The 24,148-nt window shown below is 64.7% G+C and carries 27 protein-coding genes; 18 read left to right on the top strand and 9 right to left on the bottom strand.

The genetic code is table 11. The features are described from left to right. Positions 1 to 4: 4 nt before the first annotated feature. From FXB41_RS05590 to FXB41_RS05580, 3 genes are all read right to left on the bottom strand, one after another. On the bottom strand, positions 5 to 439 hold the full coding sequence (locus tag FXB41_RS05590; RefSeq protein ID WP_219680360.1) for a DUF2147 domain-containing protein: 435 nt from the start codon (positions 437 to 439) through the stop codon (positions 5 to 7). A 107-nt stretch (positions 440 to 546) separates the two neighbouring features. Beyond that, entirely contained in the window at positions 547 to 1,932 is a 1,386-nt protein-coding gene (locus tag FXB41_RS05585; protein ID WP_219680358.1) for an MATE family efflux transporter, read from the bottom strand. 82 nt (positions 1,933 to 2,014) lie between these two features. After that, on the bottom strand, positions 2,015 to 2,542 hold the full coding sequence (locus tag FXB41_RS05580; protein ID WP_007597206.1) for a GNAT family N-acetyltransferase: 528 nt from the start codon (positions 2,540 to 2,542) through the stop codon (positions 2,015 to 2,017). Between the two features lie 238 nt (positions 2,543 to 2,780). Between FXB41_RS05580 and FXB41_RS05575 the strand changes: the two genes are divergently transcribed. The 11 genes from FXB41_RS05575 to FXB41_RS05530 all read left to right on the top strand — a co-directional run bounded on the left by FXB41_RS05575 (position 2,781) and on the right by FXB41_RS05530 (position 10,831). Continuing rightward, complete coding sequence (locus FXB41_RS05575; RefSeq protein ID WP_007597204.1) at positions 2,781 to 3,377, top strand: superoxide dismutase; 597 nt, start codon at positions 2,781 to 2,783, stop codon at positions 3,375 to 3,377. Positions 3,378 to 3,632: 255 nt separating this feature from the next. Further along, positions 3,633 to 4,244: a permease gene (locus FXB41_RS05570; RefSeq protein WP_007597202.1), complete on the top strand. Its 612-nt coding sequence runs from the start codon at positions 3,633 to 3,635 to the stop codon at positions 4,242 to 4,244. After that, positions 4,241 to 4,741, top strand: a complete 501-nt coding sequence (locus tag FXB41_RS05565) for a hypothetical protein (RefSeq protein WP_148775145.1) — start codon at positions 4,241 to 4,243, stop codon at positions 4,739 to 4,741. The genes FXB41_RS05570 and FXB41_RS05565 overlap by 4 nt, the downstream gene beginning before the upstream one ends. 44 nt (positions 4,742 to 4,785) lie before the next feature. Then, the gene (locus FXB41_RS40520) at positions 4,786 to 5,034 is read left to right on the top strand and encodes a hypothetical protein (RefSeq protein WP_035993672.1); all 249 of its coding nucleotides are present in this window, start codon (positions 4,786 to 4,788) and stop codon (positions 5,032 to 5,034) included. A gap of 2 nt (positions 5,035 to 5,036) precedes the next feature. Next, the gene (locus FXB41_RS05560) at positions 5,037 to 5,792 is read left to right on the top strand and encodes a metal ABC transporter ATP-binding protein (protein WP_007597191.1); all 756 of its coding nucleotides are present in this window, start codon (positions 5,037 to 5,039) and stop codon (positions 5,790 to 5,792) included. A gap of 6 nt (positions 5,793 to 5,798) precedes the next feature. Next, positions 5,799 to 6,668: a metal ABC transporter permease gene (locus FXB41_RS05555; protein WP_007597190.1), complete on the top strand. Its 870-nt coding sequence runs from the start codon at positions 5,799 to 5,801 to the stop codon at positions 6,666 to 6,668. A gap of 5 nt (positions 6,669 to 6,673) precedes the next feature. Then, positions 6,674 to 7,537: a metal ABC transporter solute-binding protein, Zn/Mn family gene (locus tag FXB41_RS05550; RefSeq protein ID WP_007597189.1), complete on the top strand. Its 864-nt coding sequence runs from the start codon at positions 6,674 to 6,676 to the stop codon at positions 7,535 to 7,537. Positions 7,538 to 7,591: 54 nt separating this feature from the next. Continuing rightward, the gene (locus FXB41_RS05545; RefSeq protein WP_007597188.1) at positions 7,592 to 8,641 is read left to right on the top strand and encodes a CobW family GTP-binding protein; all 1,050 of its coding nucleotides are present in this window, start codon (positions 7,592 to 7,594) and stop codon (positions 8,639 to 8,641) included. After that, entirely contained in the window at positions 8,641 to 9,660 is a 1,020-nt protein-coding gene (locus tag FXB41_RS05540; protein ID WP_219680615.1) for a WD40 repeat domain-containing protein, read from the top strand. Before FXB41_RS05545 ends, FXB41_RS05540 begins: the two co-directional genes overlap by 1 nt. 30 nt (positions 9,661 to 9,690) lie before the next feature. Next, complete coding sequence (locus FXB41_RS05535) at positions 9,691 to 10,407, top strand: MgtC/SapB family protein (protein ID WP_219680356.1); 717 nt, start codon at positions 9,691 to 9,693, stop codon at positions 10,405 to 10,407. An 88-nt stretch (positions 10,408 to 10,495) separates the two neighbouring features. Beyond that, positions 10,496 to 10,831, top strand: a complete 336-nt coding sequence (locus tag FXB41_RS05530) for a hypothetical protein (protein ID WP_007597175.1) — start codon at positions 10,496 to 10,498, stop codon at positions 10,829 to 10,831. A gap of 73 nt (positions 10,832 to 10,904) precedes the next feature. Here the strand turns inward: FXB41_RS05530 and FXB41_RS05525 are convergent, their stop codons facing one another. The 5 genes from FXB41_RS05525 to FXB41_RS05505 form a co-directional block, all read right to left on the bottom strand. Next, complete coding sequence (locus FXB41_RS05525; RefSeq protein WP_219680352.1) at positions 10,905 to 12,347, bottom strand: homospermidine synthase; 1,443 nt, start codon at positions 12,345 to 12,347, stop codon at positions 10,905 to 10,907. 45 nt (positions 12,348 to 12,392) lie between these two features. Next, on the bottom strand, positions 12,393 to 12,782 hold the full coding sequence (locus FXB41_RS05520) for a RidA family protein (protein WP_007597171.1): 390 nt from the start codon (positions 12,780 to 12,782) through the stop codon (positions 12,393 to 12,395). Between the two features lie 134 nt (positions 12,783 to 12,916). Then, positions 12,917 to 13,504 (bottom strand): GNAT family N-acetyltransferase, encoded by a 588-nt coding sequence (locus tag FXB41_RS05515; RefSeq protein WP_219680350.1) that lies wholly within the window; start codon positions 13,502 to 13,504, stop codon positions 12,917 to 12,919. Between the two features lie 129 nt (positions 13,505 to 13,633). Beyond that, positions 13,634 to 14,776: a type III PLP-dependent enzyme gene (locus FXB41_RS05510; protein ID WP_018453321.1), complete on the bottom strand. Its 1,143-nt coding sequence runs from the start codon at positions 14,774 to 14,776 to the stop codon at positions 13,634 to 13,636. Between the two features lie 672 nt (positions 14,777 to 15,448). Then, a complete protein-coding gene (locus FXB41_RS05505) occupies positions 15,449 to 15,703 on the bottom strand; it encodes a hypothetical protein (protein WP_007597166.1) in 255 nt (84 codons plus the stop codon). A 136-nt stretch (positions 15,704 to 15,839) separates the two neighbouring features. Between FXB41_RS05505 and FXB41_RS05500 the strand changes: the two genes are divergently transcribed. From FXB41_RS05500 to FXB41_RS05490, 3 genes are read left to right on the top strand one after another with little or no spacing between them, the layout of a single operon-like run. Then, a complete protein-coding gene (locus tag FXB41_RS05500; RefSeq protein ID WP_219680347.1) occupies positions 15,840 to 17,921 on the top strand; it encodes a M3 family metallopeptidase in 2,082 nt (693 codons plus the stop codon). Next, positions 17,921 to 18,559, top strand: coding sequence for a DUF1007 family protein (locus FXB41_RS05495; RefSeq protein WP_007597162.1), 639 nt, complete (start codon positions 17,921 to 17,923; stop codon positions 18,557 to 18,559). The genes FXB41_RS05500 and FXB41_RS05495 overlap by 1 nt, the downstream gene beginning before the upstream one ends. Beyond that, on the top strand, positions 18,556 to 19,620 hold the full coding sequence (locus FXB41_RS05490) for a nickel/cobalt transporter (RefSeq protein ID WP_219680343.1): 1,065 nt from the start codon (positions 18,556 to 18,558) through the stop codon (positions 19,618 to 19,620). The genes FXB41_RS05495 and FXB41_RS05490 overlap by 4 nt, the downstream gene beginning before the upstream one ends. A 166-nt stretch (positions 19,621 to 19,786) precedes the next feature. On the opposite strand, the gene FXB41_RS05485 is transcribed toward FXB41_RS05490, so the two are convergent. After that, complete coding sequence (locus tag FXB41_RS05485; protein WP_219680341.1) at positions 19,787 to 20,185, bottom strand: MAPEG family protein; 399 nt, start codon at positions 20,183 to 20,185, stop codon at positions 19,787 to 19,789. An 82-nt stretch (positions 20,186 to 20,267) separates the two neighbouring features. On the opposite strand from FXB41_RS05485, the gene hemH reads away from it, so the two are divergent. The 4 genes from hemH to FXB41_RS05465 all read left to right on the top strand — a co-directional run bounded on the left by hemH (position 20,268) and on the right by FXB41_RS05465 (position 24,084). After that, positions 20,268 to 21,308 carry a ferrochelatase gene (gene hemH, locus FXB41_RS05480; protein WP_219680338.1) on the top strand — a complete coding sequence of 347 codons (1,041 nt, stop codon included), beginning with the start codon at positions 20,268 to 20,270 and terminating at the stop codon, positions 21,306 to 21,308. Between the two features lie 22 nt (positions 21,309 to 21,330). Beyond that, positions 21,331 to 22,302 (top strand): ABC transporter substrate-binding protein, encoded by a 972-nt coding sequence (locus FXB41_RS05475; RefSeq protein ID WP_219680336.1) that lies wholly within the window; start codon positions 21,331 to 21,333, stop codon positions 22,300 to 22,302. 263 nt (positions 22,303 to 22,565) lie between these two features. Continuing rightward, positions 22,566 to 23,567 carry an SPFH domain-containing protein gene (locus FXB41_RS05470; RefSeq protein ID WP_219680333.1) on the top strand — a complete coding sequence of 334 codons (1,002 nt, stop codon included), beginning with the start codon at positions 22,566 to 22,568 and terminating at the stop codon, positions 23,565 to 23,567. 70 nt (positions 23,568 to 23,637) lie between these two features. Beyond that, entirely contained in the window at positions 23,638 to 24,084 is a 447-nt protein-coding gene (locus FXB41_RS05465) for an NfeD family protein (protein WP_219680332.1), read from the top strand. Positions 24,085 to 24,148: the final 64 nt, after the last annotated feature.

Below are 24,148 nucleotides of genomic sequence, written 5' to 3'. Positions count from 1 at the left end.
AGCGCTAGCGCCCCGCCCGCGTCCAGGTTTCGCCGCCGCAGAGCGCGCCGACGCAGCCTTCGACCCGCAGCGAATCCGCTGATATCACGGTCACGCTGCTCGCATAGGTGCTGCCGTCGTCGGCATTGTAGATCTGGCCCGACCATTTGTTCGGCCCGGAAGGCTGCATGCCGCTGAACAATGGCAAGCCGATCATCGGGCGCCTGGCGAGGGCGGGATTGGGATTCTTGCTGTCGGTGGCGGGCTGGCCGGTCGCGGTGTCGTGGGGTTCACGCAGCCAGACGACATTGCCGCAAATGCCGCTGCCGCATTTGCCGATCTTGACGCGGGCATCGCCGGCCTGGGTCAGCCAGGTCCCGTCGGCGCTCTGCGCATGGGCGGCAGTCGCGCCGAGGAGCGCAGCCAGAAGGACGATGAGAGCAGCGAATCTGGAAGTCATGGAGAGAGCCCCGAAGTGGAGCGCCTCCATAGCAGCCTAGCAGGATAGTGCAACGCTGGATGGAATCACATTCCTGGGTTTATTTGCCTGCGTGCAACGACCTGGGCTCATTTGCCCCAGCGCACGAAGGCGACCGAGGCCGCGGTCGACAGCCCGAATACCGCCATGGCGCCGCCGACCAGCGCGAACAGGGTCCAGGCTGGAGCCTGTGCCAACATGAGGCCGCCGCCCCCGATCGCGACGATCAGAAGCCGCGCGGTGGAGGCGAGCACGGGACCGCCGACCCGCGCCGCGCCTTGCGAGGAGAAATACAGCGACACGCCCATGCCGAAGAACACAAAGGTCGGGCCCGCCCAGTGGAAGTAGCTGTGCGCGGCGGCGGCGACGCCGGCATCCCTGGTGAAGAGCGAAACCCACAGAGACGGATCGAGCGCGATGACGAGGCCGATCAGGCCGACCGTAATTCCCGAGGCCGCGGCCGCGGTCCAGGCCACGCGCCGCGCGCGTTTCACCTGTCCGGCGCCCATCGCCATGCCGACCATCGGCACCGATGCGATGCCGAAGGCGAAGGTGATCGGGATCAGCAAGAATTCCAGTCGCGAGCCGATGCCGTAACCGGCCAACATCTCGGTGCCGAAGGTCGCCAGGATCTTGGTGAAGATCAAAATGGTGAGCACGGTCTGGAGCGGCGACAGGCAGGCGACCGCGCCGACCTTGAGGATGTCGAAGAACAACGCGCGATCGAAATGGAAGGCGCGGAAATCCAGCGGCAGCCGGCTGCGGCCGGACCAGAGATACCAGAGGAAAAAGATCGCAGCACAGGTGAACGCGATCAACTGACCGGCGGCGACGCCGGGCATGCCGAATTGCGGCACGCCGAACAGGCCGAGCCCCAGCGTGCCGCCGAGCGCGATCTGGAGCACGCTCGTCCCGATCAGCGCCATCGAGGGCAGACGCATGTCGCCGGTGCCGCGGATCACCGAGGCCAACGTGTTGACGAGCCAGATCGCGACCGCGCCGGAGAACAGCATTTGCGAATAGCCGCTGGCTTCCTCGAGCACGCGCTCGCGCCCGCCCAGCAGCGTAAAGAACGAGCGGCCGAAGACGAGCATCGTCACCGTGAAGAAAAGCCCGCCGCAGAGGCCGATGATGGCGGCATGCAGCGCCAGCGTCGCCGCACGGGTCCGGTCGCCTGCGCCGAGCGCGCGGCTGATCGCAGACGAGACGCCGCCGCCCATCGCGCCCGCGCTCATCATCTGCGTCAGCATGGCGAACGGAAACGCCAGCGCGATCGCTGCGAGCGGGATGGTGCCGAGCCGGCCGATATAGGAGGTCTCGGCGACCGCAACCAGCGTGCTGCCGACCATCGCGATCATGTTGGGGATCGCAAGCCGCAGCAGTGTGGGCAGGATCGGTGCCGTCAGCAAGCCGGCGATGGGGGAGGCGACCGGGGCAGGCGGCGGCACGGCGTCTATCGAGGCGTCGATCGTCATGTGTCACCGCGCGGAATATTGGATGATGACCGACATATTATATGGCGTGCGGCGCCGGCGCCAGCCTCGCTTCACGCAGGGCTCACCAGGGCAGGCCGCAGAGGTCGATGGTGCCCAGCGTCGGCGCGCTGACGATGTTGCAGACATAGGGCGCCATGTGGGTGAAGCGGATCCGCCCCTCCGGCTGCTCGCAATAGACCTCGCCCTTGAAGGGGAGCCAGCTGCGGTTCTGGTAGAACGCGACATTGTGCGGCTCGCAGAACAGCAGCGCGAAGCGGACCGCCTCGTTGGCACGCATGGTATGCAGCGCGGCGTCGATCGCCATGGTGGCATAGCCGCGGCCGCGCCGGTCCTCCCGCGTGCAGACGCCGCCGATGCCGCCGATGTGAACCTTCTGCCCGTTCCAGGTGACGGTGCGGAAATAGATGCCGACATGGCAGACGAGACCATCCTCGGGCGTCTCGATCAGCACGCGCAAATCGGCATTGGCCCATTTGACGTGAGCCCAGGAGGGCTTCTCGACGGCGTCGCGTCCCCAGACGGCGCTGAGCAGGGGCTGTGCGATCGGCCATGAGGCGTCGCCGTTCAAAATGTCGATCTCGATGCTCATCGCTCTCTCTTTCGCATCTCCGCGCCGTGGGTGCGTTTCGTTCTGCCATAAGCACCTCAAAGGCAACGATATTTTACGGCCCGGTTGAAACGACCGACATCCTTGCGACGATTTTATGCAATCCGGCCAAGCCGCCGCACCATGCCTTCTGGAAAATTCGCGGTATTTAACGGCCACGGAACCTTCTATAAGGGGTGACCGTTAAGTCTCGTTCCCCCATCAGTCGCGGACAACACCCATGACCTTTACGCTGCCCCCACTCCCCTACGCCTATGACGCCCTCGGGCAATTCATGTCGAAGGAAACGCTCGAATTCCACCACGACAAGCATCATCAGGCCTATGTCACCAACGGCAACAACGCGCTCAAGGGCACCGAATGGGAAGGCAAGTCCCTTGAGGAGATCGTCAAGGGCTCGTTCGGCAAGAACCCCGCGGTGTTCAACAATGCCGGCCAGCACTACAACCACATCCATTTCTGGAGCTGGATGAAGCCCAATGGCGGCGGCACCAAGCTGCCGGGCAAGATCGAGAAGAAGATCAACGAGGATCTCGGCGGCTTCGAGAAGTTCAAGACCGACTTCCAGGCGGCCGGCGTCGGCCAGTTCGGCTCCGGCTGGTGCTGGCTCCAAGTCAAGAACGGCAAGCTCGAGATATCCAAGACCCCGAACGGCGAGAATCCGCTGGTGCACGGCGCCACCCCGATCCTCGGCTGCGACGTCTGGGAGCACTCCTACTACATCGACTATCGCAACCGCCGTCCGGACTATCTCAAGGCGTTCGTCGAGAACCTCGTGAACTGGGAATACGTCGAGTCCCTGTTCGACAAGGCGTAAGATTTTACGCCACCATTCCGGGATGGTGCGCTAGCACCAGACCCGGAATCTCGAGATTCCGGGTTCGGCTTCGCCGCCCCGGAATGACGGAAACAACGGAAGGCGGTCGCACGTGCGGCCGCCTTTTTGCTGTGCGGAATTCGGCCCCGCATGGCCCTGCGCGAGGTGCGCATCGCTCCCGTCATCGTACTGTTTGCATCGCATCTGCGGCGCCCTTAATCAGGACGGGCATCACCCTCGAGCCGAACGCGCCCGTTGTCAGAACCCTCCCCGAAAGACCCGGCGCCCGCCGAGGACGCGGACTCCGAGCCACGGCCGGGGCGCGTGCGCAAGCCGATCGGCTGGTCGACCATCATCATCGCAGCGCTGGTGGCGGTGAGCGCGGGTCTGGTCTGGCGGCGTGACGGCACCGACGGTGTTCTCGAGATCCTGACCCACGATCTCTCGCTGTTCGGCGGCATCCTGCCGCGCGTGCTGGCCGGGTGCCTGCTCGGCGCCTTCATCTCGGAAATCCTGCCGCACGAAAAAGTCTCGCGCGCGCTCGGGCCGAAATCGGGCCTGAAAGGCCTTCTGATCGGCACTGCCTTCGGCGCGATCCTGCCCGGCGGTCCCTTCACCGCCTATCCCGTGGCGAGTGCGCTGCTGGCGGTCGGTGCCGATTTCGGTGCCACCATCGCCATGGTCGTGAGCTGGACCTTGATCGGCTATGGCCGGGCGGTGGCTTGGGAAATCCCGATCATGGGTACCGACTTCACGCTGTGGCGCATCGTCATCTCGCTGCCGTTGCCGGTGCTCGCAGGCGCGCTCGGCCGCTTCGTCTATGTCCGGCTCTATCCGAAGCCAGCCCTGAAGGACGACGAGAATTGAGCGCCGCGCTTCTAATCGACATCCTGTTGTGGGGCTCGGTGTTCGGCGTCGGCCTGATCGCCTTTCGCCGCGGCCCACCGGTGTTCAAGGCCTCGCTGCGCGAAGGCTCCATGGACTTCATCAACATCGTGCCCCGGATCGCGCTGGGGGTGATCGGCTCCGGCTACATCGCCGCCATCATCCCGCAGGAGGTGATCAGCGGCTGGCTCGGCCCGGACAGCGGTTGGCTCGGGGTCGCGACTGCCGTGGTCGCCGGGGCCGCGACCCCCGGCGGCCCGGTGATCGGGTTCTCGATCGGTACGGTGGCGCTGAAATCGGGCGGTGGGGTACCGCAGGTGGTCGCCTATGTCGTCGCTTGGGCGCTGTTTGCCTTCCAGCGGGTGATTTTGTGGGAAATTCCGTTCATGCCGGCCCGTTTCGTCTGGTTCCGCTGTGCGGTTTCGGTGCCGTTCCCGTTCGTCGCCGCCGCCATCGCCATGGTGATCGGGAAGCCCTAGAGCCCGGCGTGGACAGAGGTAATGTTATAATATAACGTTTCGGCATGGTTCCCGCCGCGTCCCAAGCCCATCATCACGATCATGCTCATGGCCATTCCCATGATCATTCCCGTGACCACGGGCATTCGCATGGACACGATCATACCCACGCACACATCCATGGTGCGGCCTCTCCGCATCCGGCTCAGGCGGCGCATTGGTCGATCCTGCGCATGACGATGGCCGCCCGCCTCGCGGCCGCGCTCTCGGTCTGTGCCGTGCTCTGGGGCGTGGTCTTCCTGGCGATGAGGTGACCATGGCGGCGCTGCATTTCCACAACGTTACGCTCGGCTATGACCGTCACCCGGCCGTGCACCACCTCAATGGTGAGGTCGCCCCGGGCGCGTTGCTGGCCGTGATCGGCCCGAACGGGGCCGGCAAGTCGACACTGCTGCGCGGCATTGTCGGCATCCTCAGACCACTCGACGGCAGCATCCATCTCGGCGGGCTCGACAGCCGCGATATCGCCTATCTGCCGCAGAGTGCGGAGATCGACCGCAGCTTCCCGATTTCGGTGCTGGACTTCGTTGCCACCGGGCTATGGCGCGGGACCGGCCTGTTCGGCGGCATCGGCAAGGCGGCGCGCGAAAAGATCCTCCGCGCGATCGCTTCCGTCGGTCTCAACGGTTTCGAAAACCGCCCGATCGGCACACTCTCGGGCGGCCAGATGCAGCGCGTGCTGTTTGCGCGCGTGCTGCTCCAGGACGCGCGGCTGATCGTGCTGGACGAGCCCTTCAACGCCATCGACAGCAAGACCACGGCCGATCTGCTGGCGCTGGTGAAGCACTGGCATGGCGAGGGCCGCACCGTCCTCGCCGCGCTGCACGACATGGAGATGGTGCGCACCCATTTCAGCGAGACGCTGGTGCTGGCGCGCGGGCCCGTGGCGTGGGGCCCGACGGCAGAGGTGCTGACGCCGGAAAACCTTATGGTCGCGATGCGGATGTGCGAAGCCTTCGACGACAGCGCCGCCGCCTGCTCGGCCGATGATGCCCGCTCACGGGCGGCTTGATATCCGATGCTCTATGACGCGCTGATCGGCCCGTTCACCGAATTCGAGTTCATGCGACGTGCGCTCGCGGCCGTCATCGCGCTGTCGCTCGCGGGCGCGCCGATCGGCGTGTTCCTGATGTTGCGGCGAATGAGCCTGGTCGGCGACGCCATGGCGCATGCCATCCTCCCCGGCGCCGCTGTCGGTTTCCTGCTTTCCGGTCTCAACCTGTTCGCGATGACGGCCGGCGGCCTGATCGCGGGTTTTGCCGTCGCGATCCTCGCAGGCCTCGTCGCACGCTCGACCGGGTTGAAGGAGGATGCCTCGCTCGCGACCTTCTATCTGGCCTCGCTGGCACTGGGCGTGACCATCGTCTCGATCAAGGGCACCAATATCGACCTGCTGCACGTGCTGTTCGGCAATATCCTCGCGATGGACGATCAGACGCTGCTGGTCGTCGCCTTCAACGCCACGGTGACGCTGCTGGTGCTCGCCGTGATCTATCGCCCGCTGGTGATCGAGAGCGTCGATCCCTTGTTCTTGCGCACCGTGAGCCGGGCTGGCGGGCCTGCGCATCTCGCTTTCCTTGCGCTGGTCGTGATCAACCTCGTCAACGGCTTTCAGGCGCTCGGCACGCTGCTCGCGGTCGGCCTGATGATCCTGCCGGCCGGCATCGCGCGGTTCTGGTCGCGCGATCTCACCGTCATGATCTGCATCGCGGTCGTCGCTGCCGCCGTCTCCGGCTATGCAGGTCTTGTGCTGTCGTTCCAGACCCGTGTGCCCTCGGGCCCTGCGATCATTCTGGTGGCGAGCGCGCTCTACACCGTCTCCGTCCTGTTCGGCCGGGTCGGCGGCGTCGTCAGGCAGCTGTTTCCCGGCCGGCATCTGGAAGCGTGACAGCGATGCGGCGCATCCTGCTTTGTGTGCTCTTGCTGATCGCCTCGCCGCTGCACGCTGCGGAGCAGCTGAAGGTCGTCGCGAGCTTCTCGATCCTCGCCGATTTCGTCCGTAATGTCGGCGGCGACCGGATCAATCTGACGACGCTGGTCGGGGCCGACAGCGACGTCCACGTCTACACGCCCGCGCCCAGCGATGCGAAGCGGATCGCGGACGCAAAGCTGGTCATCGTCAACGGCCTTGGTCTCGAGGGCTGGCTGCCGCGCCTCGTGCAGTCCTCCGGATCCAAGGCGCAGGTGATCACCGCGAGCGCCGGCATCGCGCCGCTCAAGCTCGGTTCGGCCGCCGACCCGCATGGCTGGCAGTCCGTTCCCAACGCCAAAATCTACGTCACCGACATCGCCAATGCGCTGGCCGCGGCCGACCCTGATGACGCGGAGCTCTTCCGCGCCCAGGCCAAGGCCTATCTGGAAAAGCTCGAAACGCTTGACCGCGAGGTCCGCGATGCCGTGGCCAAAATCCCGCAGGAGCGGCGCAAGGTGATCTCGACCCATGACGCCTTCGGCTATTTCGCCGCCGAATACGGCGTCCAATTCATCGCGCCGCTCGGCGTCTCCACGGAAACCGAGCCCAGCGCGCGGGACATCGCCACCATCATCGGCCAGATCAAGGCCCAGAAAATCCCAGCCGTGTTCCTGGAAAATATCAGCGACGACCGGCTGATCCGGCGGATCGCGGCGGAGACCGGCTCAAAAGTCGGCGGGACCCTGATTTCGGACGGTTTGACCGGCGAAAAGGGGCCTGCACCCACTTACATTGATATGGTCAGGCACAATATAAAGGCCCTGACCAGCGCGCTTGACCACTAGGGCAGGGGCCACCCCGCCTCGCGTCGCGCGAAAAGCCCGAAGTCCGGAGTTGTTATGTCTGAAGCGACCGCCCCAAAAATTCCCGTGACCGTCCTGACCGGCTATCTCGGTGCCGGCAAGACCACGCTGTTGAACCGCATCCTGTCGGAAAACCACGGCAAGAAGTACGCCGTCATCGTCAACGAATTCGGCGAGATCGGCATCGACAACGACCTCATCATCGGCGCCGATGAGGAAGTGTTCGAGATGAACAACGGCTGCATCTGCTGCACCGTGCGTGGCGATCTCGTGCGCATCATGGAAGGCCTGATGAAGCGCAAGGGCAAGTTCGACGCCATCATCGTCGAGACCACCGGTCTTGCCGATCCGGCACCGGTGGCCCAGACCTTCTTCGTCGACGAGGACGTGCAGAAGAACGCGCGTCTCGATGCGGTGGTCACGGTTGCGGACGCAAAATGGCTGTCCGACCGTCTCAAGGACGCGCCCGAGGCCAAGAACCAGATCGCCTTTGCCGACGTCATCGTGCTGAACAAGACCGATCTCGTCACCAAGGGCGAGCTTGCCGAGGTCGAGGCCCGCATCCGTGCCATCAACCCCTATGCGAAGCTGCACCGCACCGAGCGCTGCTCGGTGGCTTTGGCCGACGTGCTCGACCGCGGCGCCTTCGACCTCGATCGCATCCTCGACATCGAGCCGGACTTCCTGAATGCCGATGATCATGACCACGACCATGATCATCATCACCACGGCCACGACCATCATCACGATCATGATCACGGCCACGGCCTGAAGCACTATCACGACGAGGATATGCAATCGCTGTCGCTCAAGACCGACAAGCCGCTCGATCCCAACGTGTTCATGCCCTGGCTCCAGAATCTGGTGCAGGTGGAGGGCGGCAAGATCCTGCGCTCCAAGGGCATCCTCGCCTTCCACGACGACGACGACCGTTACGTCTTCCAGGGCGTCCACATGATGCTGGAGGGCAACCACCAGCGGAAGTGGAAGGACGGCGAGCCGCGCGAGAGCCGCCTCGTCTTCATCGGCCGCGAATTGCCGCAAGATCTCATTCGCCAGGGTTTTGAGAGCTGCATCGTCTCGTGATGAAAGAGTTTACGCCGCCCGCCGATTCCGCCTCGATCGTCTCCGTCACCGAGCGCGTCAAGCCGCTCGCGCTCGGGATGGTCGTGACCTCCGTGCATTTCCTTGGGCCCCGCGCCGCCTTCGTCGGCGGCGAGGAGACTGTCGCGTTCGTGGATGGCCAGGGCGAGATCAGCAAGGTCGCGGTGCACAGCGGCGGCATTCTCTCCGCCGCCTCCGACGGCAAGCGCCTCGTGATGGGCGGCGACGATGGAAAAGTCGTGTCGCTCGACGCCAAGGGCGAAGTGACGCTGCTTGCGACCGACCCGAAGCGGCGCTGGATCGATGCGGTGGCGCTGCATCCGGACGGTGCCTACGCCTGGTCGGCCGGCAAGACCGCTTTCTTCAAGAGCGGCAAGAGCGAGGAGAAGTCGCTTGAGGTGCCCTCAACCGTTGGCGGCCTCGCGTTTGCGCCGAAGGGCCAGCGTCTCGCGATCGCCCATTACAACGGCGCGACGCTGTGGTTTCCCAACATGGCGGGATCGGCCGAATTCCTGCCCTGGGCTGGCTCGCATCTCGGCGTCACCTTCAGCCCGGACAACAAATTCCTGGTCACCACGATGCACGAATCCGCGCTGCACGGGTGGCGGCTTGCCGACAACAGGCACATGCGTATGACCGGCTATCCCGGCCGCGTCCGCTCGATGTCGTGGAGCGCGGGCGGCAAGGCGCTGGCGACCTCGGGCGCCGACACGGTGATCCTGTGGCCGTTTGCCAGCAAGGACGGCCCGATGGGCAAGGAGCCCGCGATGCTCGCGCCGCTCCAGGCGCGCGTGTCGGTCGTCGCATGCCATCCCAGGAACGACATCTTCGCCGCCGGCTATAGCGACGGCACCGTGCTGATGGTGCGTCTGGAGGACGGCGCCGAGATCCTTGTCCGCCGCAATGGCACGCCGCCGGTGGCCGCGCTCGCCTGGAACGCCAAGGGGACGCTGCTGGCGTTCGCCGACGAAAATGGGGATGGCGGGCTGCTGGAGCTTTGATCTGTCATTGTTCCGGCCGTAGATGGGGCCATGCGGTTTCTGACGACCTTCCAGATCGCTGACTTTGCGGACACGCTGGTCAGTCTGTTCACGGCCTTCGTGCTGGGCACGCTGATCGGTGCCGAGCGGCAGTACCGCCAGCGCACCGCGGGCCTGCGTACGAACGTGCTGGTCGCGGTCGGCGCCGCCGCTTTCGTCGATCTCGCCATGCACCTGACCGGCGCCGACGGCGCGGTGCGGGTGATCTCCTACGTCGTCTCGGGCATCGGCTTTCTCGGCGCCGGCGTCATCATGAAGCAGGGGATGGACGTGCGCGGGCTCAATACCGCGGCGACGCTATGGGCTTCGGCCGCGGTCGGCTCCTGCGCGGGCGCCGACATGATTGCCCAGGCGGCGGCGCTGACGGTGTTCGTGATTGCCGGCAACACCATGTTGCGGCCATTGGTCAACGCCATCAACCGCATTCCGCTGAACGAGAAGACCTCCGAGGCGACCTATTACTTCAAACTCGCGGTCGCACCGGACGCCTTGCCCGACATGCGCGACCGCCTGGTCGAGAAGCTCGAGGGCGCAAAATATCTGGTGGCCGATATCGAAATGGTCGAGACTGGGGACGATCTGATCGAGATCGTGGCAAAGCTGGTCGCGAGCGCCGTCGATCCGAACGAGCTGAATGCGGTGGCGACCGATCTCCAGCACCTGCCCGGCGTCCGCCACGCCACCTGGGAAGTCAGCACCACGGATTGAGCGCGCAGGCGTCGAGTTCCGGCCGTCACGGGCAGGGAACCGCAGACCGGCGATTTCGTTGATCCCCTGGACAAAGGCGGTGATCGACATGCCCGGCCAATATGACAAGCGCAGACTGAAGCTCGACCTGATGGTTGCCTGCTCGCTGTTCGCGGCAGGCGTCGTGGTGTCAGGCATGTCGCTGGCGCAAATCCGCGCCGAGACCCGGATGCAGACGGCCCAGGCGACGCAACCCCTTCAGGGCACGCCGTCCGACGATCAGAACAAGCCCGCGGAAGCCAAGCCCGGCGGCGACCGGCCGACCACGCCCGCCCCAGAGCCGGCGCGACCCGACCCACAGACGCAAGGGGCTGCCGGTGCGGCTAAACCAGCATTGCCGCCAGCGCCAGCCGAGAAGATCGCGCCGCCGATTGAGAGGAAGTAGGCTCCCCTGTCATTCCGGGCTCGCGCCAAGTGGCGCGCCTCGGAATGACGAGCGGAGAGTTGGGTGACGGCTCTCACCGCACCAGAACGTTCCGGAACTGCCACGGATCTGACGTATCGATATCCTCCGGAAACAGTCCCGGACGATCCGTCAGCGGCGTCCAGTCGGTATAAAACCCCTTCACCGGGCCGAGATACGGCAGCTGAATTTCCAGCAGGCGATCGAAATCCATCTCGTCGGCTTCGACGATGCCTTCCTTCGGGTTTTCGAGCGCCCACACCATGCCGCCGAGCACGGCGGAGGTCACTTGCAGGCCAGTGGCGTTCTGGTAGGGCGCGAGCTTGCGGGTCTCTTCGATGGAGAGCTGCGAGCCGTACCAATAGGCATTGTTGTCATGGCCGAACAGCAGCACGCCGAGTTCGTCGATACCGTCGACGATCTCGTTCTCGTCGAGGATGTGGTGCTTCTCCTGCATCTTCGCGGCGCGGCCGAACATTTCATGCAGTGACAGCACGGCGTCGTCAGCCGGATGATAGGCATAGTGGCAGGTCGGACGGTACACCGCCGTCCCCGATGCGTCGCGCACGGTGAAATAGTCGGCGATCGAGATCGACTCGTTGTGGGTGACGAGGAAGCCATACTGCGCGCCGCGGGTCGGGCACCAGGTGCGCACGCGCGTGTTGGCGCCGGGCTGCATCAGATAGATGGCAGCGCCACAGCCGGCTTCGTGAGTCCGCGCATTTTCGGGCATCCATTTTTCATGGGTGCCCCAGCCGAGTTCTGATGGCTGCACGCCTTCCGACAGAAAACCTTCCACCGACCAGGTGTTGACGAAGACATCCGGCTCTTTCGGCTTCTTGGAGCGCTGGGTGTCGCGTTCAGCGATGTGGATGCCCTTGATGCCGGCCTGTCGCATCAAGTCCGCCCATTCGGCTTTGGTTTTCGGCTTGGGGGCATTGAGCTTCAGATCGGCGGCGACATTGAGCAGCGCCTGCTTCACGAAAAACGAGACCATGCCGGGATTGGCGCCACAGCAGGAGACCGCCGTCGTCGAGCCTGCAGGGCGCGCCTTCTTGGCAGCCAGCGTCGCTTCGCGAAGGGCGTAATTGGAGCGCGCTTCCGGGCCTTTCGAGGAGTCGAAATAGAAGCCGAGCCAGGGCTCGTTGACGGTGTCGATATAGAGAGCGCCGAGCTCGTTGCAGAGCTCCATGATGTCGGTGGAACCGGTATCGACCGAGAGATTGACGCAAAAGCCCTGGCCGCCGCCCTCAGTGAGCAGCGGGGTCAGCAACTCGCGATAATTGTCCCTGGTCACGGCCTTCTGGATGAAACGCACATTGTGCTTCTCGCAATGCGCCTTGCGGCCCTCGTCCTTGGGATCGATCACGGTGACGCGCGACTTGTCGTAATCGAGATGCCGCTCGATCAGCGGCAACGTGCCTTTCCCGATGGAGCCGAAGCCGACCATGATGATGGGACCAGTGATCTTCGCGTAGATCTGCGAGGCGGGGCTCATGGGATGGTTTCTCCGGAACGTGCTGGCGGACAAAGGGTGGGTGGATCAAGCGCTACGGCGCTTGGCGGTGACTTCGATCTCGACCTTCATCTCGGGCTTGGCGAGGCCGCTGACGACCACCAAGGTCGCGGCCGGCCTGATGTCACCGAGAACCTCGCCGCAGACGGCGAAATGGGCATCGATATAGCTAGCGTCGGTGACGTAATAGGTCGCGCGGACGATATCGGCCATCTCGAATCCGCCCTCCTGCAGGGCGGCTTCGATGGTCTTGAAGCAGTTGCGTGACTGGCTCGTGACATCGGCCGGCATGGCCATCGTCGTGTAGTCATAGCCGGTGGTGCCCGCGACGAAGGCGAACTCGCCGTCGATCACGGCGCGGCTGTAGCCGACGGTCTTCTCAAGCGGAGAGCCGGTGGAGATCAGGCGACGGGACATGGTCTTGGGCCTCGACTGAAGGGGGCGTTTGGCGGGTTAAAGGGCGTTTCTCAGGCCCGCGCAACCCTAAAGCAAAGGGTCGCGCGAGCATCTCCGCTCGCCGCGGCTTTGGTCATCGCGATCATGGCAATCCCTTACGCCGCGCGCGCCTCGAGGCCGCGAACTAGCCTCCGTTTGGGTAGGGCCGCGCCAGTCGGGACGATCATCCCGGCGGCGCCATCCAGCGCACCCGCTTCGAATTCGATCGCCAGCAGGCGGTCGCGCTCGAACGGACCGGGCAGCGACAGCTCGCCGGTGTTGGCGGCTGAGAAGCCGAAGCGGGCGTAATAAGGGGCATCGCCAAGCAGGATCACGGCGGCATGCCCGCGCGCCCGGGCGGCAGCCAGCGCTTGTTGCATCAGCGCGGCGCCGATCCCGAGCTCGCGGCAAGCAGGGTCCACCGCCAGCGGTCCGAGGACCAGAGCGGGCCTGCCTCCGGCGCTGACGTGCCACAGCCGCACGGTTCCCACGAGCTTCCCCTCGCGCATCGCGGCCAGCGCAAGGCCGGCTGCGGGTGCGCGTCCGTCGCGCAGGCGCTGGCAGGTGCGGCCATGGCGGTTATCGCCAAAGGACGCATCGAGCAGCGCTTCACGCATCGCAACGTCGCCAGCACGCTCCGCACGGATCGCGAACGGAGCGGCTTTCGAGGTGGAGTCAACCTGTGTCTTCCGAAGAGCAGTCATGGCGCGTCAGTCCCCGCTTGAAACCGACGTGCGCAAAGCACGCCGGTCCAAGGCGTCGTCAGATCGAAATGTCAGGGAGGAGCCGGCAAGCCGGCTCCCGGGTTCGTCAGGCCTCGGAAAGAGAGGCGATCAGATATGGTAGGTCTTCAGCGGCGGGATGCCGTTGAACGCCACCGCCGAGTAGGTCGACGTATAGGCCCCGGTGCCTTCGATCAGCAGCTTGTCGCCGATCTCGAGCGTCACCGGAAGCGGATACGGGTTCTTCTCGTACAGCACGTCGGCGCTGTCGCAGGTTGGCCCAGCGAGCACGCACGGTGTCATGTCCGCACCGTCATGCGGGGTGCGGATGGCGTAACGGATCGACTCGTCCATGGTCTCGGCGAGACCGCCGAACTTGCCGATGTCCAGATAGACCCAGCGCACCTCGTCCTCGTCGCTCTTCTTGGAGATGAGCACGACCTCGGACTCGATGATGCCGGCGTTGCCCACCATGCCGCGGCCCGGCTCGATGATGGTCTCCGGAATCTGGTTGCCGAAGTGCTTGCGCAGCGCGCGGAAGATCGAGCGCCCGTAGGTGACCACCGGCGGCACGTCCTTCAGGTACTTGGTCGGGAAACCGCCGCCCATGTTGACCATGGTCAGGTTGATACCGCGCTCCGCGCAGTCGCGGAACACCTGCGAGGCCATCGCCAGCGCACGGTCCCACGCCTTCACCTTGCGCTGCTGCGACCCGACATGGAAGGAGATGCCGCACGGCTCCAGGCCCAGACGCTTGGCAACGTCGAGCACGTCGACGGCCATCTCCGGGTCGCAGCCGAACTTGCGCGACAGCGGCCATTCGGCGCCGGCGCAGTCATAGAGGATGCGGCAGAACACCTTTGCGCCGGGAGCGGCACGGGCGACCTTCTCGACTTCGGCGGCGCAATCGACCGCGAACAGCCGAATGCCGAGCGCGAAGGCACGCGCGATGTCGCGCTCCTTCTTGATCGTGTTGCCGAAGGAGATGCGGTCGGGCGTCGCACCGGCGGCCAACGCCATCTCGATCTCGGCGACCGTGGCGGTGTCGAAGCAGGAGCCCATGGAGGCGAGCAAAGCCAGCACTTCCGGCGCCGGGTTCGCCTTGACCGCATAGAACACGCGGCTGTCGGGCAGCGCCTTGGCAAAGGTCTGGTAATTGTCGCGCACGACTTCGAGGTCGACGACGAGGCACGGTTCGGTGTCGAGGCCCTCGCTGCGGCGGTTGCGCAGGAATTCCTGGATACGGTCGGTCATAGCACTCTCCCAAACGGCCCAGCGACGGGGATCCGTTCAAAAAATGACGTCGGATAAGAGCGCTCCGGCCAGATCGCGCGATGGAGGCGCGACGAGCCAAAGACTCAGATCAGACTGTGCTGCCGTGGATTGGTTGGGAATGTTCCCGCCCGCACACCTGGCAATGAAGGACAAGCCTTTTCAGTAGCCCGCGCCGGCGTTGGACTGCCGGTAGAGACCAAAAAAGCCCGATCCGTCGTTGCTTTAAGTCGCGTCCCCCGTTGAGAGCGGGGTGCGCCGGTTCGCCTCCGGCTGCCAGTCACGGTTGCAAAGAGCAAAGTCACCTTCGACAAGGCATCTCTTTGAGAGAGATGCTGGACGCTCCGGGTTTGCTTTCGTCTTCCGGCTATGAGCCTTCCGACTTCCACACTTCCGAAGAGCCCCTCGGCTTCTTCGCCCCTTGGCGGCTGTCCGGCCTCTTGTCCGGATACCTACCGACTGACACACGACCACAGGCACGTGCGAAATTGGGCAATCCGCACATAAGTGTTTTGACTCTGCTTCGCAAGAGATTTTTTAGGCTGCGAACAGAATTGCCTAACATCTGCTTGCGCAGTGTTGCGCGAGCGACGCGGAAGATGAACGCGCGTTAAGTTTTCTGTGCGGCGCGCGTCACTCGCGCGCGTGCGCGCTTCAGCCGCGCTTCGTGAACGGCTCGACGCGCTGAGCGGCGCGGATGAAGGCAGTCATGACGAGCACGCCGAGCGCGAACAGCGCGGCCTGAAGGATGTGCGTGCCCTGCTCGCCCAGCCCGAACAGGATCGCGAGCGCCCAGCCGCCGGCAAACGCCGCGCCGAACACCTCGGCGCCGATCAGGATGGCGGCGCTGATGACGGTGATGACGCTCGGCCAGACGATCCGACGGGAAGACGAGGAAGTCGCGTTCATGAGCTCAGGGGTCCTAGGCTTTGAAGGGCCGCAATCTCCCCGAAAAGGCAGCCGGGAGCAAGGGCAAATGGCCCAAAAAAGCCCCATCGCGTGCTATAGCTGGCCGCAACAATCGAGCCACAAATCGGGACTTGTAATGTCAGAAACCCGCCAAACTACGGACTCCGAGACCAACCCGCTGCTGAAGGCCTGGGTGACGCCATTTGCGACCCCGCCCTTCGACGAGATCAGGCCGGAGCACTTCCTCCCGGCCTTCGAGCAGGCCTTCGCGGACCACTCCGCCGAGATCGCTGCGATCACCAACGACCCGACTGCGCCCGACTTCGCCAACACCATCACGGCGCTGGAGCGCTCGGGCAAGCTGCTCAGCAAGGTTGCGTCAGTCTTTTACGACCTCGTCTCGGCGCATTCCAACCCGGCCATCCTGGAGATCGACAAGGAGGTTTCCTTGCGGATGGCGCGGCACTGGAATCCCATCATGATGAACGCCGTGCTGTTTGGCCGCATCGCCCAGCTGCACGAGAACCGCGCCAATCTCGGTCTGACACCGGAACAGCTCCGCCTGCTCGAGCGTACCTACACCCGCTTCCACCGTTCCGGCGCCGGCCTCTCCGAAGAGGCCAAGACGCGGATGGCGGAGATCAACGAGAGACTCGCCCAGCTCGGCACCAGCTTCAGTCATCATCTGCTCGGCGACGAGCAGGAATGGTTCATGGAGCTCGGCGAAGCCGACCGCCAGGGCCTGCCGGAGAGTTTTGTCGCCAGTGCCAAGGCTGCGGCGGAAGAACGCGGCATGGCCGGCAAGGCCATCGTCACCCTGTCGCGCTCCTCGGTCGAACAGTTCCTGAAGAGCTCGGCCCGGCGTGACCTGCGCGAGAAGGTCTACAAGGCCTTCACCGCGCGGGGCGACAACGGCAACGCCAACGACAACAACGCGACCATCGTCGAGGTCCTGAAGCTGCGCGAGGAAAGCGCCAATCTCCTGGGCTACCCGACCTTCGCGGCGTACCGGCTCGAGGATTCCATGGCCAAGACGCCGGAAGCCGTGCGCGGCCTTCTGGAGCGGGTCTGGAAGCCGGCGCGGGCGCGGGCGCTCGCCGATCGCGACGACATGCAGGCGCTGATCACGGAGGAGGGTGGCAATTTCAAGCTCGCCCCCTGGGACTGGCGCTTCTATGCCGAAAAGCTCCGCCTTCAGCGCGCCAATTTCGACGACGCCGCGATCAAGCCGTATCTGGCGCTCGATCACATGATCGCCGCCGCCTTCGACTGTGCCACGCGCCTGTTCGGCGTCACCTTCGAGGAGCGCAAGAACGTGCCGGTCTGGCATCCGGACGTCCGGGTTTGGGAGATAAAGGGGCAGGACGGCAAGCACAAGGCGCTGTTCTATGGCGACTACTTCGCCCGGCCGTCGAAGCGCTCCGGCGCCTGGATGACCTCGCTGCGCGACCAGCAGAAGCTCGACGGCGAGGTCGCACCCCTGATCCTCAACATCTGCAACTTCTCAAAGGGCGCGGATGGGGAACCCTCGCTGCTGTCGCCGGACGACGCCCGCACCCTGTTCCACGAGTTCGGCCACGGCCTGCACGGCATGCTCTCCAACGTGACCTATCCGTCGCTGTCGGGCACCTCCGTGTTCACCGATTTCGTCGAGTTGCCGTCGCAGCTCTACGAGCACTGGCAGGAGCGGCCCGAGGTGCTGCAGCAATTCGCCCGCCACTACCAGACCGGCGAGCCGCTGCCGGACGATCTGCTGCAACGGTTCCTGGCCGCGCGAAAATTCAACCAGGGTTTTGCCACCGTCGAGTTCGTCTCCTCGGCGCTGATCGATCTCGAATTCCACACCCAGCCGGCCTCCGCCGCGCAGGATGTCCGCGCCTTCGAGAGACGCGAGCTGGAAAAGATCGGCATGCCCGAGGAGATCTCGCTGCGTCACCGTCCCACGCAATTCGGTCACATCTTCACCGGCGATCACTATGCCGCCGGCTATTACAGCTACATGTGGTCGGAGGTGATGGATGCCGACGCCTTCGGCGCGTTCGAGGAAGCCGGCGACATCTTCGATCCCGCCGTCGCAAAACGCCTGCACGATGACATCTACTCGAGCGGCGGATCGGTCGATCCGGAAGCCGCCTATGAGGCCTTCCGCGGCCGCCCGCCGGAGCCCGACGCGCTCTTGCGTCGCCGCGGCCTGCTCGACGCTCCGAAGGCGGCCTGATGGGCATGCGGGCCCTGTTGGGGCTGCTGCTCGGTGTCGCCCTGTCGCTCGCGGCAGGCGCGGCGCGGGCGCATCCGCATGTCTGGATCACTGCGACCAGCGAGTTGCTCTATGCCGCGGACGGCAGCATCACCGGCGTGCGCCACGCCTGGACGTTTGACGACATGTTCTCGGCCTATGCGGTGCAGGGGCTCGAGAGCAAGACCAAGGGCGCCTACACCCGCGAGGAGCTGGGGCCGCTGGCGCAGACCAATGTCGAGTCGCTGAAGGAATATGCCTACTTCACCTTCGCGCGAGCCGACGGCAAGAAGGAGCGATTCCAGGAGCCGGTCGACTATTTCCTCGACTACAAGGATAGCGTGCTGACCCTGCACTTCACGCTGCCGCTGAAGAACCCGGTCAAGCCCAAGCAATTGATGCTCGAAGTGTTCGACCGCTCCTTCTTCATCGACTTCCAGATGGCCAAGGACAATCCGGTCAAGCTGGTCGGCGCGCCCGCCGGCTGCCAGATGAAGCTGGAGCGGCCGAGCGACGGCACCGCGAGTGCGCAGAAGCTCAACGAGCAGACCTTCATGAACGGCGAGAATTCCAATTTCGGCATGATGTTCGCCAACAAGATCACGGTGGATTGCCCGTGAAGCGGCAACTCACGCCCATGGCACGCGGGCTCGCTGTCTGCGCCGGCGTTCTTCTCGTCGTGGGCGTGACCGATGCGGCGCTCCACGATCTCCTCGCGCAGAACCCGTTCGGCGCGCCGCGTTCGCCACAAGCTGCCCAGCCCGAGGCCGGCGGCTTGATCGGCTGGCTGTTGGCAAAACAGTCGGAATTCTATCGGCAGATGTCGGCGACCATCCGCGCCGCGAAGTCCGATGGCTCCGCGGTGTGGACGCTGCTGTTCATTTCCTTTGCCTATGGCATTTTCCACGCGGCCGGCCCGGGCCACGGCAAGGCGGTGATCGCCTCCTATCTCGTCGCCAATCGCGAGACCGCCCGGCGGGGCATCGCGCTGTCGTTTGCCTCGGCGTTGATGCAGTCGCTGGTGGCGATCCTGATCGTCGGCATCTCGGCCTGGGTGCTGAATGCGACCGCCAAGACCATGTGCAAGGCGGAGGGCGTGATCGAGATCGCGAGCTACGCGTTGATCGCGCTGTTCGGTCTGCGCCTGGTCTGGGTCAAGGGCCGCACTTTCATCCGTGCGCTGCAGGCGGTTCAACCGGTGCCGGCGATCGCGGGCGTGCCGCATGACCATGATCACGACCATCACCATGCGCACGCCCATCATCACCACCAGCATAACCACGTCCATGACGAGCATTGCGGCCATTCCCACGGCCCCACCCCGAGCGAGCTCGCCGGCCCCGGTGGCTGGGGGCGCGGCTTTGCCGCGATCCTGACCGTCGGCATCCGTCCCTGTTCGGGCGCGATCCTGGTGCTGGTGTTCGCGCTGGCCCAGGGCCTGTTCTGGGCCGGCATCGCCGCGACCTTGCTGATGGGGCTCGGCACCGCGATCACGGTCGCGGCCATTGCGGTGGTCGCCGTCTCCGCCAAGGACATCGTCGCCCGCCTGAGCGCCGGACGCGACGGCAGCGGCGCACTGTTCATGCGCGGCATCGAATTCGCCGCCGCCGGCCTCGTGCTGCTGTTCGGCGCAGGCCTGTTGTTGGGTTACGTCGCGGCCGAACGGACGACGTGTTTTTGAGTTTTTCCCTCGCCCCTTGTGGGAGAGGGTGGCTCGCCGCGTAGCGGCGAGACGGGTGAGGGGTTGTCTCCGCGAGCGATCCTCTTGCAGCTGCGTTCGCGGATAGAACCCCTCATCCGGCGCTTCGCCCCACCTTCTCCCACAAGGGGAGAAGGAAGAAAAAGAGTCACACCGGCAGAAACTGCTTCAACGCCGGCATGAAGAATATCCCGAGATTGATCGCAAAGCCGATGCTCCAGAGGATCGAGCGCAGCGTCGGGCGGTTGCCGAGATAGGTCAGCACGTAGGCGATCCGTACGATCAGGAACAGTACCGCGAGCTCGTCGATCAGGCGCTGCGGCGAATCCCTGTATTCGGCGAGCAGCACGGCGAAGGCGAAGAACGGAAAGGTCTCGATGCCGTTCTGGTGCGCGCCGAGCGCGCGCTGCGCGATGGCGTCTTCGTAGAAGGCGGGATCGCGCGGGCGTGAATTGTCGAACCCGCGAAACCTGATCCATTTGACCGAGACGATCGTCACCAAATAGAGCAGCAATGCTCCGAAGACGCACCATTCCGCGAGTGTCATCTTTCCTCCCCCGCCTCGGTGCGACCCTAGCGAAACCGGCCTGATCTTGACAAGCTCGGGGCAACGCGCGACCCAACGAGGCATGACAACCCTAGCCCCTCTCAAGACCGCGATGCCGGCCACGCAGCCCGCCCCCTCGCGCGTCGGCGTGCTCCTGGTCAATCTCGGCACGCCCGATACCGCCGACGCGCGCGGCGTGCGGGTCTATCTGAAGGAGTTCCTCTCGGACGCCCGTGTCATCGAGGATCAGGGCTTGATCTGGAAGCTGGTGCTGAACGGCATCATCCTGCGCACCCGCCCCCGCGCCAAGGCGCGCGACTATCTCAAGATCTGGAACACCGAGAAGAACGAGTCGCCGCTCAAGACCATCACGCGCTCGCAGAGCGACAAGCTCGGAGCCATGCTGTCGGACCGCGAGCAGGTGACGGTGGAATGGGCGATGCGCTACGGTAACCCCTCGATCAAGTCGGGCGTCGATGCGCTGATTGCGAAGGGCTGCGATCGCATTCTTGCCGTACCCCTCTATCCGCAATATTCGGCTGCGACGTCGGCCACCGTCTGCGACGAGGTGTTTCGCGTGCTTGCGCGGCTGCGCGCGCAGCCGACGCTGCGGGTGACGCCGCCTTATTACGAGGACGAAGCCTATATCGAGGCGCTCGCCACCTCGGTCGAGACGCATCTGGCGAGCCTGCCGTTCAAGCCGGAGCTGATCGTCGCCTCCTTCCACGGCATGCCGAAGGCCTATGTCGACAAGGGCGATCCCTATCAGGACCAATGCGTGGCCACGACGGAGGCGCTGCGCCGCCGGCTGGGGATGGACGAGACAAAGTTGCTGCTGACCTTCCAGTCGCGCTTCGGATTCGACGAGTGGCTGCAGCCCTACACCGACAAGACCATGGAGCGTCTGGCGAAAGAGGGCGTGCGCCGCATCGCGGTGATCACGCCGGGTTTTTCCGCCGACTGCCTCGAGACGCTGGAGGAGATCGCGCAGGAGAATGCCGAGATCTTCGAGCACAATGGTGGCGAGCAGTTTTCCGCGATCCCCTGCCTCAACGACAGCAACCCCGGCATGGATGTGATCCGAACGCTGGTGCTGCGCGAACTCCAGGGCTGGATAGAGTGAGCCTGGATCCGAGGAGCGCCCCATGAACCGCCGCGAGGTTCTGGCGCTTCTTGGGGTGGCCGCTGCGCTGCCGGCCTCAGTGCTGGCGCAGCAGCCGACGCGCCGGCTCGGCGTGCTCTCGGTCACGGCGGCCGACGATGCGATCGGGCAGACGCGTAGCGCGGTCCTGGTCCAGGCGCTTGCCGGCCATGGCTGGAAGGAGCGCGACAACCTCAAGACCGATTGGCGCAACGGCGGCGGCGACCGCGCACGGATCGCGCAATTCGCTGACGAACTCGTGGCGCTCAAGCCCGACATCCTGCTTGCGGTCGGTACGCCCTCGCTCGAGGAGCTGCGCCGGCGCACGACGACGATCCCGATCGTTTTCGCCGTCGTCACCGATCCGGTCAGCCAGGGCTTTGTCCAGAATCTCGCCCATCCCGGCGGCAATGTCACCGGCTTCACCGATTACGACGGCCCGCTGGCCGGAAAATGGCTCGAGATGCTGACGCAGGTCGTGCCAAGACCGTCCCGTGTCTTCGTGGTCTACAATCCCGCCACCGCGCCGTTCGCGCCGCTGATGCTGGGTACGATCGAGGACGCTGGCCGCGCGCTCGATGTGACGGTGGAGCCGGCGCCGATCCATGACACGGTCTCGATCGTCGCCCTGGCTTCGCGGAACGACGGCGGCCTGCTGGTGCTGCCGGACTTCTTCACCCTGTCCAACCGTGCGCTTCTGCTGGCGGCCATCAATGAAGCGCGCGTGCCGGCGGTGTTCTGGAGCCGTACCTTCGTCGACGAGGGTGGCTTGATGTCCTACAGCACCGACAGCGCCGAGCAGCTCCGCCGCGCCGCCTCCTATATCGATCGCATCCTGAAGGGGGCGCGGGCGGCCGACCTGCCGGTCCAAAATCCAACCACGTTCGAGCTGGCGATCAACTTGAAGACGGCCAGGGCGATCGGCGTCACGCTTTCGCCAAGCCTGCTCGCAACCGCGAACGAAGTCATCGAGTAGGATTTGGCTGCGACCGCCGGCATGGCCGGATTCGTTAACGTCGTCGCTAGGTCCGTGCCTGCACGCTTTCAAGAGCGCCTCGCAAATACATAATCGCGACCATTCCCTCTCCCGGCGTCTTGTGTAGAATCCTGCCGATGCCGAAATCATCTACGACCGCTGAACACTGGATACGCTTTACTGAACCCTTGGGGTCGTGATCCCGACCAATGACAGCGCGGAAAAGGGCCTTTTCCGACAATCTTTTCCGCCTTGGAGGAAATATGAGCGGTTTCGACATTTTCGCGATTGTCCTGGTTTTGCTCGTCATCGTCACGCTGGTGGCCGGCGTAAAGACGGTGCCGCAGGGCTATGACTGGACCATCGAGCGGTTCGGCAAATACACCCAGACGCTGAGCCCCGGGCTCAATCTGATCGTGCCCTATTTCGATCGCGTCGGACGCAAGATCAACATGATGGAGCAGGTGATCGACATTCCCGAGCAAGAGGTGATCACCAAGGACAACGCCACCGTGACGGTCGACGGCGTCGCCTTCTTTCAGGTGTTCGACGCCGCCAAGGCGAGCTACGAGGTCTCAAACCTGACCCAAGCCGTCACCGTGCTGACCATGACTAACATCCGTTCGGTGATGGGGTCGATGGATCTCGACCAGGTGTTGTCGCATCGCGACGAAATCAACGAGCGCCTGCTGCGTGTGGTCGATGCCGCCGTCTCGCCCTGGGGCCTTAAGGTCAATCGTATCGAGATCAAGGACATCGTGCCGCCGGCGGACCTCGTCGAAGCCATGGGCCGACAGATGAAGGCCGAGCGCGTCAAACGCGCCGACATCCTTCAGGCTGAAGGTGCACGCCAGTCCGAGATCCTGCGCGCCGAGGGTGCCAAGCAGGGCCAAATTCTCCAGGCAGAAGGTCGCCGCGAGGCCGCCTTCCGCGACGCCGAAGCACGCGAGCGGTCGGCGGAAGCTGAGGCCAAGGCGACGCAGATGGTCAGTGAAGCCATCGCCAAGGGCGACGTCGCGGCGCTGAACTATTTTATCGCCGACAAGTATATCAAGGCGTTCGGGCAACTGGCTGAATCGCCGAACCAGAAGGTCATCATGCTTCCGGTCGAAGCCATGAGCATGCTGGGCTCGCTCGCCGGCATCGGCGAGATTGCAAAGGCAACGTTCGGTGAAAGCGCGGCGTCCGCGGCCGCTGCCGCCCGCCGCGGCTCGGTGCCGACGACCGGCAGCACGCCACCCGCGGTGCCGCCGCGTCAGGGGTAAAGCGCATGCCCCGGAAAAGTGGACACCGGTTTTCCGATAAGGGCATGCGTCATTTCAAAGAGGTCGTGTCATGACCGACATGTTCGTATCGCTCGGCACCTGGAACTGGCTGATCTTCGGCTTCATCCTGATGGCGCTGGAGGTGCTGGCGCCGGGAGTCTTCCTGTTCTGGCTCGGACTCGCCGCGCTGCTGGTCGGGCTGATCTCGTTCGGAGTAGCGATATCCTGGCAGATCCAGCTCGTGATGTTCGCGATCTTCGCCGCCGCCGCCGTGCCGGTATGGCGCCGCCTCGCCCGGCCGAAGCCGGATGCAATTGCCGCCAGCCCCTTCCTCAACAAGCGCTCCGAGGCGCTCTTGGGCCGCGAGTTCACGCTGGAGAAGCCGATCGTCGACGGCAACGGCACCATGCGCATTGGCGACACCGTCTGGCGCGTCGCAGGCCCCGATACGCCGGCAGGCACGCGTGTGAAGGTGGTGCAAGTGGACGGCGCGAATCTGACGGTGGCGGCGGCGTAGCTGTTGCCTCCCCGTCATTGCGAGCGCAGCGAAGCAATCCAGAGTTGAGCCTCCCCTAAATCGG

Origin of the sequence: Bradyrhizobium canariense (assembly GCF_019402665.1) — a bacterium.
In the GTDB taxonomy this organism is placed as follows: Bacteria; Pseudomonadota; Alphaproteobacteria; order Rhizobiales; family Xanthobacteraceae; genus Bradyrhizobium; species Bradyrhizobium canariense.
This window is presented reverse-complemented; position numbering and strand designations above follow the sequence as displayed.